At 60.1% G+C, this 16737-nt stretch carries 16 protein-coding genes; 5 read left to right on the top strand and 11 right to left on the bottom strand.

Annotated elements, in window-relative coordinates; genetic code table 11:
• Positions 1-47 precede the first annotated feature (47 nt).
• Genes RX328_RS07630 through RX328_RS07620 form a run of 3 tightly spaced genes read right to left on the bottom strand, consistent with a single transcriptional unit; the run spans position 48 to position 1170 of the window.
• Positions 48-245 carry a hypothetical protein gene (locus RX328_RS07630; RefSeq protein ID WP_213251420.1) on the bottom strand — a complete coding sequence of 66 codons (198 nt, stop codon included), beginning with the start codon at positions 243-245 and terminating at the stop codon, positions 48-50.
• The gene (locus tag RX328_RS07625) at positions 245-607 is read right to left on the bottom strand and encodes a hypothetical protein (protein ID WP_145963648.1); all 363 of its coding nucleotides are present in this window, start codon (positions 605-607) and stop codon (positions 245-247) included. Before RX328_RS07625 ends, RX328_RS07630 begins: the two co-directional genes overlap by 1 nt.
• Complete coding sequence (locus tag RX328_RS07620) at positions 604-1170, bottom strand: hypothetical protein (protein WP_213251419.1); 567 nt, start codon at positions 1168-1170, stop codon at positions 604-606. Before RX328_RS07620 ends, RX328_RS07625 begins: the two co-directional genes overlap by 4 nt.
• 2069 nt (positions 1171-3239) lie before the next feature.
• Between RX328_RS07620 and RX328_RS07615 the strand changes: the two genes are divergently transcribed.
• The 3 genes from RX328_RS07615 to RX328_RS07605 all read left to right on the top strand — a co-directional run bounded on the left by RX328_RS07615 (position 3240) and on the right by RX328_RS07605 (position 6202).
• Entirely contained in the window at positions 3240-4442 is a 1203-nt protein-coding gene (locus RX328_RS07615) for a tyrosine-type recombinase/integrase (RefSeq protein WP_213251417.1), read from the top strand.
• A 326-nt stretch (positions 4443-4768) separates the two neighbouring features.
• Complete coding sequence (locus RX328_RS07610) at positions 4769-5431, top strand: DoxX family protein (protein WP_213251416.1); 663 nt, start codon at positions 4769-4771, stop codon at positions 5429-5431.
• Positions 5432-5461: 30 nt separating this feature from the next.
• Positions 5462-6202 (top strand): class I SAM-dependent methyltransferase, encoded by a 741-nt coding sequence (locus RX328_RS07605; protein ID WP_213251415.1) that lies wholly within the window; start codon positions 5462-5464, stop codon positions 6200-6202.
• 1 nt (position 6203) lies between these two features.
• Here RX328_RS07605 and RX328_RS07600 read toward each other — a convergent pair whose 3' ends face one another.
• The 5 genes from RX328_RS07600 to RX328_RS07580 are packed head-to-tail and all read right to left on the bottom strand — an operon-like array spanning position 6204 to position 10285.
• The gene (locus RX328_RS07600; protein ID WP_213251414.1) at positions 6204-6938 is read right to left on the bottom strand and encodes a glycosyltransferase family 2 protein; all 735 of its coding nucleotides are present in this window, start codon (positions 6936-6938) and stop codon (positions 6204-6206) included.
• A 35-nt stretch (positions 6939-6973) separates the two neighbouring features.
• The gene (locus RX328_RS07595; RefSeq protein WP_213251413.1) at positions 6974-8053 is read right to left on the bottom strand and encodes a radical SAM protein; all 1080 of its coding nucleotides are present in this window, start codon (positions 8051-8053) and stop codon (positions 6974-6976) included.
• Positions 8050-9423, bottom strand: a complete 1374-nt coding sequence (locus RX328_RS07590; protein WP_213251412.1) for a glycosyltransferase 87 family protein — start codon at positions 9421-9423, stop codon at positions 8050-8052. Before RX328_RS07590 ends, RX328_RS07595 begins: the two co-directional genes overlap by 4 nt.
• Entirely contained in the window at positions 9420-10124 is a 705-nt protein-coding gene (locus RX328_RS07585) for a TIGR04282 family arsenosugar biosynthesis glycosyltransferase (protein WP_213251411.1), read from the bottom strand. The genes RX328_RS07590 and RX328_RS07585 overlap by 4 nt, the downstream gene beginning before the upstream one ends.
• Positions 10121-10285, bottom strand: a complete 165-nt coding sequence (locus tag RX328_RS07580; RefSeq protein ID WP_213251410.1) for a hypothetical protein — start codon at positions 10283-10285, stop codon at positions 10121-10123. Before RX328_RS07580 ends, RX328_RS07585 begins: the two co-directional genes overlap by 4 nt.
• Before the next feature lie 295 nt (positions 10286-10580).
• Here RX328_RS07580 and RX328_RS07575 point away from each other — a divergent pair, with 295 nt between their 5' ends.
• Both RX328_RS07575 and RX328_RS07570 read left to right on the top strand, forming a co-directional pair.
• A complete protein-coding gene (locus RX328_RS07575; protein WP_213251409.1) occupies positions 10581-11726 on the top strand; it encodes an acyl-CoA dehydrogenase family protein in 1146 nt (381 codons plus the stop codon).
• Between the two features lie 82 nt (positions 11727-11808).
• On the top strand, positions 11809-12654 hold the full coding sequence (locus RX328_RS07570; RefSeq protein ID WP_213251408.1) for a phosphate/phosphite/phosphonate ABC transporter substrate-binding protein: 846 nt from the start codon (positions 11809-11811) through the stop codon (positions 12652-12654).
• A 48-nt stretch (positions 12655-12702) separates the two neighbouring features.
• On the opposite strand, the gene RX328_RS07565 is transcribed toward RX328_RS07570, so the two are convergent.
• The 3 genes from RX328_RS07565 to RX328_RS07555 all read right to left on the bottom strand — a co-directional run bounded on the left by RX328_RS07565 (position 12703) and on the right by RX328_RS07555 (position 16634).
• Positions 12703-13896, bottom strand: a complete 1194-nt coding sequence (locus RX328_RS07565) for a radical SAM protein (protein ID WP_317258636.1) — start codon at positions 13894-13896, stop codon at positions 12703-12705.
• A 145-nt stretch (positions 13897-14041) separates the two neighbouring features.
• A complete protein-coding gene (locus tag RX328_RS07560) occupies positions 14042-15046 on the bottom strand; it encodes a transporter (RefSeq protein WP_249726343.1) in 1005 nt (334 codons plus the stop codon).
• Between the two features lie 157 nt (positions 15047-15203).
• A complete protein-coding gene (locus tag RX328_RS07555) occupies positions 15204-16634 on the bottom strand; it encodes a DUF1254 domain-containing protein (protein ID WP_213251405.1) in 1431 nt (476 codons plus the stop codon).
• Positions 16635-16737 lie beyond the last annotated feature (103 nt).

Here is a 16737-nt window from a genome sequence, read left to right as displayed (position 1 = left end):
CTCGCGATAGAAGCCTTCCAGGTGGTCGAGATGCTCGTGGGTGACAATCAGAAGATCAATCTTTCCATTGCACTGCTTCTCGATGTCGGCGCGATGTCCGGGAAGCGCACCAGGCTAGACAGATCGTTGGGAGCGCGGCCGAAATCGATTAAGATATGGCGGGTTTCGGCGCCATCAGGCAGGCTGAGCAGGATGCAGTCGCCGAACCCTACGACGTAACCACGGATCTGAATCGTACCTGTCATCAGTGCCCTCCAGCATAGTGGTCGTTATTGGGCCGGGCGTGCCGCATCGCGGCATTGCGCTGAAGCCGGAGTCGTCTTCCCTCGATCGTGGCGCGGATACGAAAATTTCCACCATCGGGCGCGCCCAATCCGCGGATCCCGTCGCTCACTCCCATGCTACCGGAGCGAATGAGGTAACGGGCATATTGCACTAGCGTCTTCCGCCGATCTTTCGTAGGCAGAACCATCGCCAGATGCAGGAAGTTACCGTTGCCGTCAAAAACCAACGTTCCACCGCAATAGAGCGGCAGCAATGTGTTGGTGAGCTTGCCGAGCGCGCGGCCTTTGAGCTCGACGTCTTCACTCCACGCGAATTCGATCACCCTCTCTTTGGGCGGCCAGTAGCCGCTTCGCGCGCGCTTCTTGGTGTGATAGACGGAAACAATGGTGAGGTTGGCGTCGAAGGGAATCTGGAAGAGCTCGCGGAATTCGTCGAGGAACCGATAGGCGTCGGCCGGCGTGGCGGTGATCGCTTCGATGTCTTGGCCTCGCGCAAAGCGTGAACGATATCTCTCCTGACACGCCGATCCTCTTGCATCGGCTTGAGTCCGCGCCGGCGGAAAATGCGTTTGAGTTCTGATCTGATTCCGTAGGAATCATCGGGATAAGCGACTTCGTCGGCGCGCAGCAGGGCGCGCGCATATTCATCGTAGCGTAAATCCACCGGCGGGCAGTAGTCGATGGCCCGGAGCATCACGTTGGCGGTTTGGTCGGCGGCGCGAAACAGCGCCTGGATCGCCTGCTGTTGGTCGCGCTTCTTCCCGCCCGCCTCACGGGAAACCTCCTTGAGATTGCGGATGTAGAGATACTGCAACAGATCGTAATAGACCCCGGTCAGGATCTCGGACCAGCCGTGCTCCTCGTAAGTGCCGCGTAAATCGCTCATTTTGCGTTTGTTCCAGGCGCCTCGCAGATAGTCCTGCTTGGCTAGGCCATGGATCGCCGCACCGAATTCGCTGGCGATAGCCGAGACGACATTTTTTGGCCGACAGGAGCGCCGGCGCTCCTGTCGTTACTAGCTTGGCAATTTCGCGATTTTTCAGACTTGCCAGCATAGCTATCGCATCGCCAAAATACTCGTGAAACCCTGCCGTCTCCGGGGAAGAAACCTCGTTGTACCCAGGCTTCAGCCCATCGAGTACTGTGTGGCCGAGTTCATGCGCGACGATGTCATGCGACAGGCAGGTATGGACCGGCTTGCCGTCGGGGCCTTCGAAATAGCAAAAGTGCAGCGCGCCGGTATCGCGATCGTAAAACGCGTTGTCATCGTAGCCAGCATGCGGCAACACCAACAGGCGTCCGAGGCCCGACGCCAAGGCACCGGTCGGCCCAAGGCTGTATCGTCCTCTAACACCGTCAGGACCTGTTCGATTATCGCCCAGACGTTCACTTGGTGAAAGTTGAAGTTGTCGAGAATCCGCTCGTTCTTCAAGCCTGCAATGCCGACGAATCCTGAGCGGTCCGCCAAGAGTCTGGCCGGCGTAAACCGTGTATCGAGGTCAGCGTTATAGTCCACGATCGCGACGCGCGCGCTGGTCGGGCCGTCGCCGACGGTAGCACACTCGATCGTCGCTTCAACCGGCCACAAATTTCGGGTGCGTGCGAGGAGCGGGTCCTTCGGAAGAACCTTGATCCGAATCGATCCGTTTCGACCTCTGCGCCGTTTCGTACCTGGCTTAAGTGTCACGCAGCCCCTTAATGGGAGCTACAATTCTGACTACAACTCTAGGTTATCGCAACAGCTTTTTTGGACCCGGGACGACCACACAGAACCGTAGCGCGCTATTTTCCTAACCTCCTTCGGCACAAGAACAGGGGCCCGGACTTTCGGAACCTCTTGAAATGGATAGGGCTGTTCGCGTCCAACGGCACGCCACCGGAGGTCATTACAAGCTCTCGGCGAGTGTCACGTCGAGATCAGCTTCGAGGCGCAATGGGTCGCCCCCAAGAAAATCTCCGAACGCGTTACGGCCGACATCGAGCTTTTGTCAGCGCTTACGAAGGAAGCCGGCATCGAACGCCAATGAGGTTGCTTTACGAGGTTGCTTCTGTTGGCTCGTGAGATTTTCTTTGATCTCGCGGTGCACACATCGTACACACGCCGCGTTCTAACCAATTGAAAGAATTAAACTCTCGATCCAATCCATCACTGGACCGACAGACTAAGAGTCGGCAAGTGTCGCGAGTGTGACACGGCAGGAGTGAATATCGAGCGTGATGAAAGCCAGAATGTCTTTGGTGCTATTGGACCGAGATAGCTGAGGGTTGAATGTGTCAATGCGCACATACCACACCAATTCCGCAGCATTGGAATGAGATTGATTACAAAAATATGATCGCATTGCTCAACCTGCGACCAAACCATATGAAGTGAGACGGGCTTTCGTGACCTAGCGTTTTGATGTGGCGAGCTTCCTTTGCTTGCAGTTGAGCGACGAACAAAAGTGCGCTTGTGTTGATTCATGTAAATCAACGATCGAAAGCCACTCCGGCTTCCAGCTCCAGGATCGCCTGGCAATGCGACAGAGGGTGTTCCGAGCACATGCCGCGCTTCTTCGCCTGAACGTTTTCACTTGGAAACCTCGTAGCGGAGTAATTCCACGGCTCTCGCGGAACTTTGCATGCAAGCAGCTCGCCGGCGTCGGCGCTTCCTTTAGATCAGCGCGGGGCTCCTTGATGTGCGGTCACAAAGCCATCGAAGTGTGTCGAAGGTTTTTGTTGCTCGGTTGAATCATTTGTGAGATGACCCGTGCGCAAACCGGCGCTAACATCGTTGGAGAATATAGGACCTGATACACCGCTCAGGCTGTCCGTAGCAGCCGCAATCGCGTTTCCGGATCAGACCATTTCCGAGAACAGCTTGAGACGAGAAGCCAAGCGCGGGCGACTTACGGTCGAGATTATTGCAGGCAAGGTGTTTACGACTCTCAATGAAATTGAAAGGATGCGTGGCCGATGCCGCGTAGAAGTAAGGGTGCCCGTCTCCACCTCAGACCAGCCCGCTACAGGGCCGGAAAGCTCACCCATCAAGCCACTTGGGTCATCCGGGACGGCACGGGATATTACGCCACTGGATGCGCTGAACGCGAAGTTGCAGCGGCTGAGCAAGTCCTCAAGGACTATATTGCAAAAAAATACGCGCCGACGCGCAAGGAACAAGACTTAGAGAAAATTCCCGTCGCCGACGTGCTTTCGATTTTCATTGACGACCGCCCCGACCTTTACGTCGAGAACTCCGACGCTCAGAAGTATCTCAATCGCATCGGGCGCCTCAAAGAGTTTTGGGGAAAGCTCATGTTGTCGGAGGTAACCCGGACCAAGTGCCGTGAGTACCAACAACACCGTGGCAATAAAGGCGGTGCCCGCCGAGATCTGGAGGATCTCAGGGCAGCCATCGCCAACCATGCGGCGGAAGGGCTGCACCGTGGCATTGTGAAGGTCACGCTTCCCAAGAAGGGCCCTGCCCGCGATCGATGGCTGACTCGCGATGAAGCCGCCCACCTAATCTGGACGTGTTGGCGCGCCCGCGAGATACAGACCATGCACCGCGGACCCAATAAAGGACAGCAGGTTGAAACGAATAAGCGGCCCCTTCGCCATCTCGCCCGGTTCATCCTTATCGGGGTCTATAGCGGGACGCGCGCGGGCGCCATTGCGTCAGCTTCGCCGACCGCGGCTATCGGGCGGTCCTTTGTCGACCTTGAACGTGGCGTCTACTACCGACGCGCCCAGGGGAAGCAGGAGACTAACAAACGGCAGCCGCCGATGCCGATCCCACCGCGCCTGCTGGCACACCTGCGACGCTGGAAGGAGCGCAAGATTATTGCGCGGCACTTTGTCGAGTTCAACGGCGAAGGTGTATCTTCCGTGAAGACCGCGTTCAAGCATGCGGTGACGCTGGCCAAGCTCGGGCCCGGCGTTTCGCCGCATACGTTACGGCACACCGCGGCAACGTGGTTGATGCAGAACGGTACCGACCCATGGCAAGCCGCCGGGTATCTCGGCATGAGCGTCGAAACGTTGTTGCGCGTGTACGGGCACCACCACCCGGACCACCTAAAGGACGCCGTCGCCAAGATGACGGCCAAACCTACCGCCTCAGCTTCGCCTCAGAAACCAGTCGAAAGGAAGAAAACGAACGTAGTCAAAATTCAATGAAAATGGGCACTTCTAGTGGGAATAGTGCGAGTTTCCGCCGCTCATAACGGTCTGGTTGCAGGTTCGAGTCCTGCCGGGCCCACCAAAGAAATTAGTAGTTTGCTGAGCCTGTTTTCGTAATCTCCGCGCCACGCGGTCTCTTAGCCTGGGACAAGGAAGCCTTCCCCGAACGAGGTACGGGCGCCTAAGGTTTTGATGCCGCCTTCTGCGTAATAACCACACGTTCCATTGCGTAGTAACCTGGTAGGCCCCTCAATCGCCCGCGCGGCGGTGCGCCAGCTGGCCGATAGGCAGATCAGCTATTCAATTCTTTGGAGCACGCGCAAATGCCCAAAAATCCCTTTACCGATATCTGGCAGTTCGTGACCGCGACTACCAGCGATTATCTTCGTCTGGGAAACTGGCGCTTTCTGATCCTGGCGCTGTTCTGGGCGCTGCTGCTCGCCAGCATTGCAGTGGCCTTGCAGAATTGGCGGGAGGATTCGGCGCAACGTAGCGGCCGACATCTTGGAATCTGGCTGGTCCGGGTCCTGATCGGCTGCATGTGGTTCGAAGGCATGTTGTGGAAACTCCCGCTGCCCGCGTCCGACGGTCTGCGATACTGGACCGAACAGGAAACGACCCGCGCAGCGTTCGAGTTTCACGGCACCTTCATGAAGGATATTGTGTTGCCTTACATGAGCGTCTTTGGACCAATTGTTTTTCTTGCCGAGCTGACGTTCGCCGCGTCGATGATCCTCGGGCTTGCGGTACGGTTCGTGGGCGTGCTGGCCGTCGCCTATACGCTGCAACTCTGGCTCGGCATCTATCGGCCGGGCGATCCGGCCGAGTGGCCGTGGTCATACATGTTTCTGGCCATGCTGATGTTCCTGTTTGTGCTCGAGGGCGCCGGCCGCAGTCTCGGCCTTGATGCCTGGTTGCGGCGCAACGTGCCTGTCGTGCGCGATGGGAAGGGCCTTATTGGCCGGTTCTTCAACATCGCCGGTTAGTCGTTATCGTTTTGCGTGGGAGACGAACAGATGATGGCACTGGCCCGCGCAGCGGCGCTTGTTGTAGGTCTGGGCGCAAGTTGCGGACACGCCGCTGACATTGGCTATCTGGCTCCGCCGGGTGTCCCCGCAAAGGAGTTTCCCGCGCCTCAGCGCGCCGTTGCGCAGATCGTCAGCCCGAGCCGCGCCTCCGAGGAGCACCGCGATTCACTGAATGAGGCCGGTGAGATCGCCCGCCTTCTTGAACTCAAGCCAGGCATGACGGTCGGCGATATTGGCGCCGGCGCCGGCTACCACACGGTCCGTCTCTCCCGTCTGGTCGGTCCCACCGGCTCCGTCATCGCCCAGGACGTCACGCGAAGTTACCTCATCGCGCTCGCCAGGCGAACGCAACGCCTGAGGCTGACAAATGTCACATTCGCGCTGGGCAAACCACACGACCCGCGCCTTCCCGCTTCCTCGCTCGACGTTGCCATCCTCGTGCACATGTATCACGAAATAGCTCAGCCCTATGCCTTCCTCTACAATCTGGCGCCCGCCTTAAAGTCGGGCGCGCGGGTCGGAATTGTCGATCTCGAGCGTCCGACGTCGGAGCATGGCACTCCAATCAAGCTGTTGCGTTGCGAACTGACCGCCGTTGGCTATCGCGAGATCGCCACACATCAGCTCGCAGGCGACGGCGGATACCTGGCGGTGTTTTCGCCGCCGGAGCCACGGGATCGAAAAGCCCCCCGGGACATCGTTGCTTGTCGGGGTGCCGGCACTCGCTGATCTAGCCGCGCCTCTCTCCCGGACCCCTTTGGTGTCGCAGCTCAATCGCGAGGCGAACAAAGGTCGTCGAAATCGACCAAGCTGCCTTGATGCCGGCAATGAGATTGCCGGAGACCTTCGATACCCCACCGATCCGGCGCCGCTGCCCGACGGCGATCTCGAGTGCCGGCAAGCGGGCGGCCGCAACCCGCATCAGCATTTCCAGGTTCCAGCCATATGTCTCCTCCTTCATACCGAGATGTCTCAGCTCATCCCGCCGGATGGCGCGAAACGGCGACAGGTCGGTGAAGCCTACGCCATAGACGAAGCGCAGGAGCAGCGTGCCGACATGAGCCGCGAGGAGCTGCTGCGGCGACAAGCTGCCGGATTCGCGTGAACCACGAACGCGCGAGCCGACAACGAAGATGGCCCGCCCAGCGACGATTGGCGATATAAGATCAGAGATGCGCTCTGCAGGATCACTGCCGTCACCGTCGAGAAAGACCAGAATGTCGGCGTCATCGCGCGCAGCGGCGATGCCTGCCTGGATGGCGCGACCGTAGCCACGTCGCGGCTCGACAATCACGCGAGCTCCGGCGGCCTGTGCCCGATCGGTCGTACGGTCCCGCGAGCCGCCATCGACAACGACGACTTCACTCACGTCCTGTGCCAGCACGGCGGCTACCACCTGGCCGATTGCCGTTTCCTCGTCGAGGCACGGAATGATCGCGGAAACGACCGGCGGTTGGCACAACACGGGCCGCTTCCCACCGATCCCGTGGGTCACCTCGTTCATAGGCTCCAGCGCAGGCCGCAATTGGCACAGCTCTTAGGCGGCTTATCCGATAGCAGGGCCGCACGAAACTCCCGGTACGCGGACCCGTTCCAGATGTCGTGTAGGGATTGCTGCCCTGCATGGCCAAGGGTGTAGTTGTCGTAGCCATGCTGCGAAAATGGCGCGATGCAGCATGGCAAGGCACGGCCATTGGCCGTGAAATACATCAACGACCATGGCCGTCGGCAGAGTGACCACGGCGAACCGTCACCACTGCCCTTTAGACTTAGTCCCGGCTCGGTTGCCGCGCCCGACGCGCTGAAGGTCACGCCGAGGGAATGCGCCAGATCCTCCGCCTCTTTCAAATAGGCCGCTTCTTCCTGCGTCAGGCGCTCGAACAGGGCCTGATCCGGCCGCGCCATACCAATGGCGGATTCCGTGAAGAATACGAGCCGTTGCAGATAAACTTCTTTGACACCGATCTCCGCCGCAACTTTCACAAATGCCGGCAGTTGCTCGACAGTCTCTTTCAGGCCGGTGAGCCAAACGGAAACTTGCGGCCTTGCGAACCCCTCCCGCTCCTGTAGCTCGCGAAATGCGCGAACATTGCGGACAATCCGACCGAAATAATCCCTGCCGCGAATCGCCTTGAAGCTCTCGCGGTTTGACGCGTCGAGCGACACACGCAGCTCATCAAGCCCGGCGTCGATCAGCGCACGGCCGTTGCGCTCACTGAGGACCGTGCCATTGGTGTTGAACAAGACGTAAACGCCGCGCCCTTTCAGGTATTTGACCATTTGCGGCAGGTTCGGGACCAGCATCGGCTCGCCAACGCCGTGCAGAACTACGCGCGCCAGATCGGGAAGCTGGTCGACAATCGACGAGAACAAATCCCAACTCATGTCTGCCGGCGGCTCGAGCTCCTCGTAGGTGCGAGGACAGGTGGTGCACAGCAGATTGCAGCGGTTAGTCACTTCGAGATAGGCGCAGACCGGCGGACGCTGGGCGATCTCGGTGCGCTCGCCCGTAACCGACTCGTGATAGCGGCGCGGATCGAACGGCGCGCGAGTGCCGTGCGCTTCGCCGGAGACGTTCATTGCGATGCCCCGGAATCTGCAGTCCGCTGCATGCGGGCCCTCCAGGCCGTAAAGGCGCAAGCTAGGAAAAGACCTCCGAACAGAATTGATTTGCTCACAATTCTCGGAATGTAGAAATCCCAGTCGAGCTGTTCGGACAGCAACAGCGCTCCGATCGAAACGGCCCAAGTAGGCGCGGATCCACACAGGGCGACAAACGGCATTATAATCAGAAAATACCAGGGATAGTTGGGCGACAACAACAGGAGCGCGAGAAGTAACAGCATGTTGATGTCGGCAAGACGGGATGCGATGCTGTGATGAGCGCTGCGGGCCACGGAGAGCCCCGTGAACCAAAGGACCAGCGCGGCCAGTGCGACGTAGGCGGCAACGTCGCCTTGATGCTCGCCAAACACCAGGCGCCAAAGTGACAACAGCCAGAGATCGTTGCCGCCACTGATGCCCTCTTCTGTCAGATAGCCTTTGGTGAGGAATCCGAGAACTCCCGAGCCAACCGACAGATAGGGAAGATAACAAAGCGCGACGGTAGCGATCACAACGAGCGGCATCTTGACGTCCCAGGGGCGCCAGATCCCGGCCAGCACCGGCGCCGCATAGGGCTTGACCAGCACTGAAAGAGTGATCACCACGGCTCCGCGGAGAGCACGGCCGGTCAAGGCAATCCACAGACCCAGCAGCATCAGCGCAACCATCAGCGCGTCGACATGGCCGTTGTTGGCAATCTCCCACACAGGCAGCGGATGCCAGAGATAGGCAACTACGCGCGTCACCGGGCGTTCCATACGCCGCAGCAGGACCACGATCAGTATCACCGTGACGGACTCACACCCCAGCAGCGCGAGACGCATTGTCGTCACGCTCTCGCCGATCCGCGTGACAATGAGGAAGAAGAATTGCGCCACGGGAGGATAGATGGTTACGGCCGTATCAGCCCGGTTGATGTGAGGAAAGACGATGCTGTCGCGCAGAAAGGCCAGCGTCTCATCAGCTGGCATGAAGCGATAAGGATTAATGCCTGCGGCCTGAACCCTGCCATCCCAGACGTAGCGATAGACGTCACTGGACAGAAGTGGATCGAACAGCAGCACATAACCTCTCAGCACGATCCCAAGCCCAACGATAAGCCATAGTGCATGACCAGGTGGCGAGCGCTCCGCCAGACTTGTCGCTACGATCGTCAGCAGACCTGCAAGGATGCTCAGAGCAATGAAGGCATTGTCGCCAGCAGCCTCGAAGGCGTAAGGAGTGACCAGGGTAAGACCGCACAAGACAACTCCGATGCCGGCCAACAGGCGAAGTGGAGATATCTCGTGGTCGGAGCGCATCAGTCGACCGAATTGACCGGCGATCGCTCCTGGCATGGGCTTCATTGGCTTACCTGCGGCGCGTCCTTCAAAAAGGCCCGGCTCGCCGGGGCAAATCCGCCGCCGCGAAAGCGGGTCGAATGCCCGGCCAGTTCGTCCTGCAGCCAACGCAAAGTTTCAATATCGTCGACATCGTACCATTCCGCTAGCAGCGTTGTGGCAAGCCCGATTTCGGCGGCGCGCTCGCGCGTACTGCGAGCTACGGTTTCTGTTCCCCATGCGATCTGCGTAAACAGGTGCTTGTGCGGATGCTTTAGGCCGATGAGATAGTAGCCACCGTCGCTTGCTGGCCCAAGCACCATCCGATCTCCGGGCTCGCGCATGGCTTCAACAGCCTGTACCAGCAAATGGATTGGCAGCGTCGGGCTGTCGCCGTTGACAAGCAGGACACAGTCATGTCCAGCGTCCAGAAGAGCGCGTGTCGCGCCAAGCAGCACGTGTCCCAAGTCATCGCCAGCCTGTAGTAGCAATCCGAACCCTGCCGGAAGCAGTTGCCGCATGACGTCTTCGGTGCCCGCCGGCGCGTAGACGCCATAGCCGCGCCTGCCGAGTGCCTCAGGGACCGCCTCGATTGCCGCGGCCACGTCGCGCAGAAAGCAGGCGGACAGCTCTGATGCTGCAACTTCGCCAATCGCCGTCGCAAGCCGTGTCTTTGAGCGGCCGGGCTGCGGCGCCTTGCATATGATGCCGATCGCCGCGACGCTCACAGCAGCCGACACCGCAGGCGGTCGGCCGCGACCGCGGTCAATTGCAACGTACACTTTTGCGTGCGCGCCTCGCGCGGCAGATTTTCCGGCGCCAATGCGGACGGTTGGGTGTAATGTTTCTGCGCGAGGATGGGCGGGATCCCGCCATCATTGATCGCCATCACCAGACAACCTCGTCACGCCGACGCCGGGCACGGTAGCGCTCTCCCTGACGGCGGGCAAGCGCCGCCGAAGCTGCACCGAAGTCACAAAAGAATTCTTCAAGTGACGTAACAAGTCGGCTTTGAAGAACGTATTTATCACGGCCTCCGCTCGCTGTTGGCATGGCAAGGGCTTGCCATGCCCGAAGCTAGTCATGTTGATCCAATCGTGCGGGTCGCGTAGCATCGATCGCAAAGAGAGGCGGGTTCGATATCTTCGAAGTTGGCTGGCAACACCTAAGAATCGAGGGTCGCCATGAATCACGAGACCGCAGTTTCGAATGCCAAAGAGATCGCCGATCGCATTCTCGCACCGACGGCCAGGCAAAATGACAAGGAAGCGCGATTTTCGTCCGAGGCAATCGCGGCGCTCGGTTCGGCCGGATTGATGGGGATCACGCTGCCCACCGAGATGGGCGGCTCGGCCCTAGGACCGCGGACGTTCGCTGCCGTCGTCGCGATACTTGCAGAAGCGGACGCGTCCGCCGCGATGGTTTATTTGATGCACATGAGCGCTACCGCGACGATCGCCACGGCCCGTCCGGGTGCCACGGTCACGCAGACGCTAAAGGATATTTCGGCCGGAAAACACCTGACCACCCTGGCATTCAGCGAAGCCGGATCGCGGAGCCACTTCTGGGCGCCCGTCTCGCGAGCGCAGCGAAACGCCGCCAACGTGCACCTCACGGCCAAGAAATCATGGGTGACAAGCGCCGGTCATGCACAAAGCTACGTTGTTTCGGCGCTCGCGCCTGAAGGCAAGAGCCCGACGGATTCAACCCTTTATCTTGTCGCCAGTGACACGCCCGGATTGTCGGTCGCCGGCCCGTGGGATGGTCTCGGGATGCGCGCCAACGCTTCTGCGCCGATGATCCTGGATGATTGCAAGATTAAAGCCGATCTCCAGCTGACCGACGATGGCGCCGGGTTCAAGGCGATGCTGGAAGTCGTGCTTCCGCTATTCAACCTCGGAACATCAGCGGTCGCGCTTGGTCTTTGCCGGGCTGCGGTGTCGGGGACGGCAGCACATCTCAACGGCGCTCGCTTCGAGCATTTGGGCCAGACGCTCGGCGAGAGCCTGCCGACGCTTCGCGCACAGCTTGCAACGATGCAGATCGACACCGATGGGCTTGCCGCGCGCGTCGACGATCTCGTCGATCATCTTGAGCGCCCCCGAGATACCACCATGCTGCGCGTGCTGGAGAGCAAGGCGGCGGCGGGTGACGTTGCCATCGCCGTCACCTCGGCAGCGATGCGGGCGTGCGGAGGCGCTGCGTTTTCCAAGCATCTGGCCATAGAGCGATTGTTCCGCGATGCACATGCAGGCGCCGTCATGGCGCCGACGGGCGATGTGCTGCGCGAGTTCATCGGGAAAGCCGTTTTGGGAATACCACTGTTCTGAGCGCGAGAGCTCTGCGCCGCTTGGCAGCGCTTGGATCGCGATAGACGAATTTCAATGTGGGCTCGAGAAGCGGGATGCAATCATGAGCCGGACGATCTGGGTAGGCGCCGTCGCATATGATCCGAAAGTGGTTGGTATCTGGGAGGGCATGCGACGCTACTTTCACGATGAAGCGGGCCTCGCCGTCGAAGTGGTGCTGTTTCAGAGCTACGAGGCGCAGGTCGCAGCTCTCCTGGCCTCGCCGAGTGAGCGGCTGCCGCGCATCGACATCGGATGGAATACGAATCTCGCCTATGTCCAGGCCGATGCCTGGAGCGACCATCGCTGTCGGCCGATCGCGATGCGCGATACGGATGTGGGCTGGATGACCAAGATCGTCGCGGTTACCGGCGGGTCCGTCGCCAAGCTTGCTGACCTTAACGGCCGCACCCTGGCTCTCGGCAGCCGCGACAGCGGCCATGCGGCGATCCTCCCGGTTTACTTTCTGGAGCGCGAGGGACTGTTTGAGGGAAAAGACTACCAAACGCTGCGCTTCAACACCGACCTTGGCAAGCACGGCGATACCGGCACCAGCGAGGCCGATGTCGTTCGCGCGGTGCTCGACGGCCGCGCCGATGCCGGCGCCATTGGCAGCCCGTTCTGGAATACCGTGCGTACCGAGCGCCTGGTGCCGCAAGGTGCGCTGACCGAGATCTGGACATCGCAACCCTTCAATCACTGCATGTTCACGGCGCGGTCGGATCTGGACCCCGCGTTGGAGCAGCAGTTTGCCAAAGCATTGTTTGGGATGAGCTACGATAACCCGGCCCATCGTCCTGTGCTCGAAGCGGAAGGGTTGCGCCAATGGATAGCACCGCAGCTTGATGCGTATGCGCAACTACGGGAAGCGTCGACGCAGCAAGGTTTCCTAACGCGGCCTTTGGCCTAGCAGCCGCTCCAAAGCCCCGGTCCGGCGTTGAGCGCGCTCGCGCCTTTGTCAGGCGCAATTGAAAATCATCGCCAACCTGCGCTGATGCTCGGATTCGCGATCGAAGGCGCGGCGCACGGCTGCGAAGGATTCGGCGAGCGGAAAGATTTCACGGCTGACCAGCAGGTCGTTATCCTCGGCTCCAACCGGATGCCAAAATACGCCCTCCGCAGTGATCGTCACCTCGGGAACCAGGTCCGCCCTTGCCAAAGCGATGCCCTGCGTGGCGGAGCCTCGCAGCGCAATCCGCCTGATCACCCGGTTCTCCTCGCTAATATGATGAGCGTCAAGGAAGCTGCGGAACTCATCGGCCTCTGCGTCAGTCGACACTGTCGCGGCCAATCGCACGCGGAATCCTTCAGCGCGGGCCCGTTCGATCCCCTTCCAGGCGCGTGCCCATGTTCCACCTCCTCGATGGCTGTCGTGGCGCTCCGGCGTGGGGCTGTCGAGGCTAATCTGCAACGTTACGCGCTCGCGCGGCAGTGAGCGGAGCGTTTCGAGCCGACGTCCCTCGAATAGCATACCGTTGGTGAGCACAATAATCGGCGCCGCAGCAGCACACGCTGCAAGGATCTCGCCGATATCCGGCAGCATGAACGGCTCGCCGCCGGTGACAAAAATCTCACTCACGCCGAGCTCCGCGGCCTCGATCGCGATCCGCCGCACCCGCTCGATACCGAGAGCCCGCCGCGGAGCTTTGGGTGACGAGCGCACGCAGCAATAGTCGCAGCTCAGGTTGCAATCGAAGTTGGTGTAAAGCCACAAGCGAGAGCCAACAGGCCGATCTTCCCCCACATTCTCAGGCGCCTCCCCGTACCGAAGCACCCATCGCGTGCGACCGTCTTCGACTGTCGCGTCAACCAAACTGTTGCGGGTGAAGCGACACCATGCCTCGAGCTCCGGGCCCACACTCGGATCACCGCTGATCACGGCCACAAGGTCACCCTTACGGCTGCGCCGCAGCGCAGCTATCAAATCCGGCAGCAGGCCCGAGGCGAATGTCTTGGTGCCGGCGTCGAGTTCAAGGTTGGCATTGGTCCTCATGCGTAGATCCTCGGCACCGGTTTCGTACCAGAACAATCTCGCCAGAACGCAACGAACACAGCCAATTTCCAACGAAAATGCAGGAAAATCAACGGTCGCTTTGTTTGCCCTCGCCGCTCGTAACGGTCTGGTTGCAGGTTCGAATCCTGCCGGGCCCACCAGTAGATCAATGGCTTGGTCGGTGGTACTTCGTTCGCCCGCTGAGAAAAAACGCGGGTGCGGCCGCCTGGGAAGTACGTGAGAGAGCTGATTGACCGATGGCGTATCTGGCAAGATTGGCGGCGTCGCTGCAGTGGCCGCGTGGCTATTTCGTAGTTATTCGCCGAGTTGCCGCCACGGTGGTGGGCGCCATCGGCGAAATCGAAAAGGTTAGCCACGTGTTCCAGCCGGCCGGGCGATTCTCTGCGGCGAACTCACCGTATCCTTTCAGGTTCAGATAGCCCTGCATGTCTCCTACAGGAAACAGGAAGCCGACCTGCGGACCGATGCCGAGCACCCGGGAGCGGAAGCCGCCCAGAGCCGGGTGCTGGCCAAAGTCATCGGTGATCTGCTGATAGGCATAACCCACAAGGCCGATGAAAGCCTGCTTTGATAGAAACTGAGAGGCACCCCAATCCACGTGGAAGTCGATGCCGTTCTGGTACTGCGTGTCCGGATTCTTGAAATTGTAGGTGAGTCCCGCGACGGCCGAAAATTCATGGCCGGTTTGCGGATTGAAGTAGGTGTAGCCGCCGCCGGTGTCGATGGCAGCGTGACCGATGCCGAGATTGGCGAGGCGGGTCGGACTGTAAGCCCCGACGGGAATGTCTCCCGTCACGTAAGTCATGAAATTGTGGAGGCCGGCGTTCCACTTGAGCGTTGCCTGCGGATAGAGGTCGCCGACCGAGGTGATCGAATCGCCGAAGCTGCCCGTGCGCGTTATCGCCAGCGGGCCGACGGAAGCGGTCAGCGTTCCGGCAAGATCGGCGCTCGACTTTCCGAACAGTCCAATTACGCCGATGGCTAGTTGTCCGCCCAGCACCGGCGTTGCAAACGTATAGGTAGGATTGAGCATCACGAGATCCGCCTGCGCATTCAGGCGCAGGTTCAGATCGACGTTCACGGTGGCGGGGATTCTGCCGACATGGATTTCCCTGGCCGCTGCTGCGCTGCCGAAGGCGCTTACGCTGGTGTGATAATAAACCGCCGCCATCGACCAGCCGGGGACCTGAGGCGTCGCTGCAAGGCTGCTGAAGCGGCCGGGAAGCCAATATGAGACGCCGCCTTCGTCGGCGTAGACCGCCGCAGGCGAGACCGACATCATCGCCATCGCGAAGGCGATGGCCGGGTTTCTGAATTGGAAACGGATTCTGGATTTTCTTCTGCCTGGCAGCATCACATCCCCCTGCATTCTGGATCGCGCAAAGCTCGTTCTGCCCGCAATCGATCTCATGCCGGCCCACAGGGGCCGGCATGAGTCCAGCTTCTCAAGCGCCAACCTTCCTGGCGGCGGGAACTGTCCATGTGCCGTTGATGATCGACGGATCTGTTTCCTGCGGCCAATACATGCGCAGCATGAGTATGAAATCGCCCTCAGGCGCGGGAAGCCAGTTCGATTCCTTGTCCTTGCCGGGGGAGTCCTTCTGAATGTAGAGATCGGTTGAGCCGTCCGGATTTTCCTTCAGATCTTCCCGGGCGCTGATCGAGTAGCGGTTGATCGGATTCTTCACAAAGAAGTAGCCGCTGTCGTACATCGTGAGCGACCAAAATCCCTCCGCCGGAGGCAGGTGGCCCTTGGCAAACCGCATCACATACTTGTTCGCGCCATTGTACTTGTGGCCATCCGCATCTTTTTGTGAAACCGGATACACCGCGTCCTGTGGACGATTGGCGCCGAGACCGATCGCGGTCACCAAAGCCCGCATCAGATAGTCGGTGCCGTAGATGCCGGTTCTCGTCGTGAAGGCAAAGCCGTTCTCGTCCCTGACGGCCTTGTTGACCTTGAACTGAAGCATAATCCGGTCGAACGAAACCTCCGGCACGCGCTTCAGGAAGTCCGCCTCCAGCTTGCTCTCGTCAAAATCCTGTCCGGGAACGATGCCGATGCGGGCAAATTTGGCAAGCTGAGGCGCGTCGGCGGCGTATGGCGGATTGGTCTTCATCAGGTCGCACAGCAGCTTGAAATACGACACCGCGTCCATGCGATTGACCTGCTCGCGGACGGCCGTCTTCATGTCGATCGACGGATCAACCTTTCCCGGAGGCGGCGTGTACGGCTTGCCGTAGGCGCTGAGCGGAACGAGCGTGCACTCGTCCTGCAGCTTGTGGACGCCGGCGTAGTCCTCCGGCGTGCCGGTGCAATAGATGCGGCCGAGCAGCCACACGATATTGGTTTGCGATTTGTACTCCCTCACGCCGGCCGGCAGCGTGCCTTTCCACCCGGGACCGGTGATGGCGTAAGTCTGCGCCCCGGTGCCGGTGGTGCGCTTGCCGGGCACCTGGAACACCGTCGTCCAGCCGTCCAGCATGGGCATCAGGAAATAGCGCCCCTTCATGTCGGGGATGCTCAGGACCCACGGTTCTTTCCCGACATCGAAGAAAGAAGTCGTGTAGAGCGTGTCCGCGTTCGGCGCGGTGACATCCCTGAACGAGGCGTCGGGATACTGGCGCAGCTTGATGATCTGGCCCATCGGGCCGCGCGTGCCCACGGGTTCGGCGACGTTGGTGATGATCCGGCGGGTCATCTCCATCGTCACCAAAGGATAGCCGAATATGTAGGCGTCGCTGGCGAGCCAGAAATCCTCCAGACCTTGCCCCACCCCGAGGAAGGAATCCTGGGCAAGGACCGATCGTGTTGCGGCCGCTCCTGCCAGCAGCCCCATTCCACCAAATGCAAGGGATCGACGGGTGATGTTCATCGCTATCTCCTTCCTGAAAACGAATACAAACGACGGGTAGATGTGAAGCTCATGCCATGTGGGACGAGGCGGTGAATTGGGCGGAGCGGCGGCTACGATGCCG

The organism is Bradyrhizobium sp. sBnM-33, from assembly GCF_032917945.1.
Taxonomy (GTDB): domain Bacteria; phylum Pseudomonadota; class Alphaproteobacteria; order Rhizobiales; family Xanthobacteraceae; genus Bradyrhizobium.
Note: the sequence above shows the minus strand (reverse complement) of the source record. Positions and strands in the feature narration are given on the sequence as shown.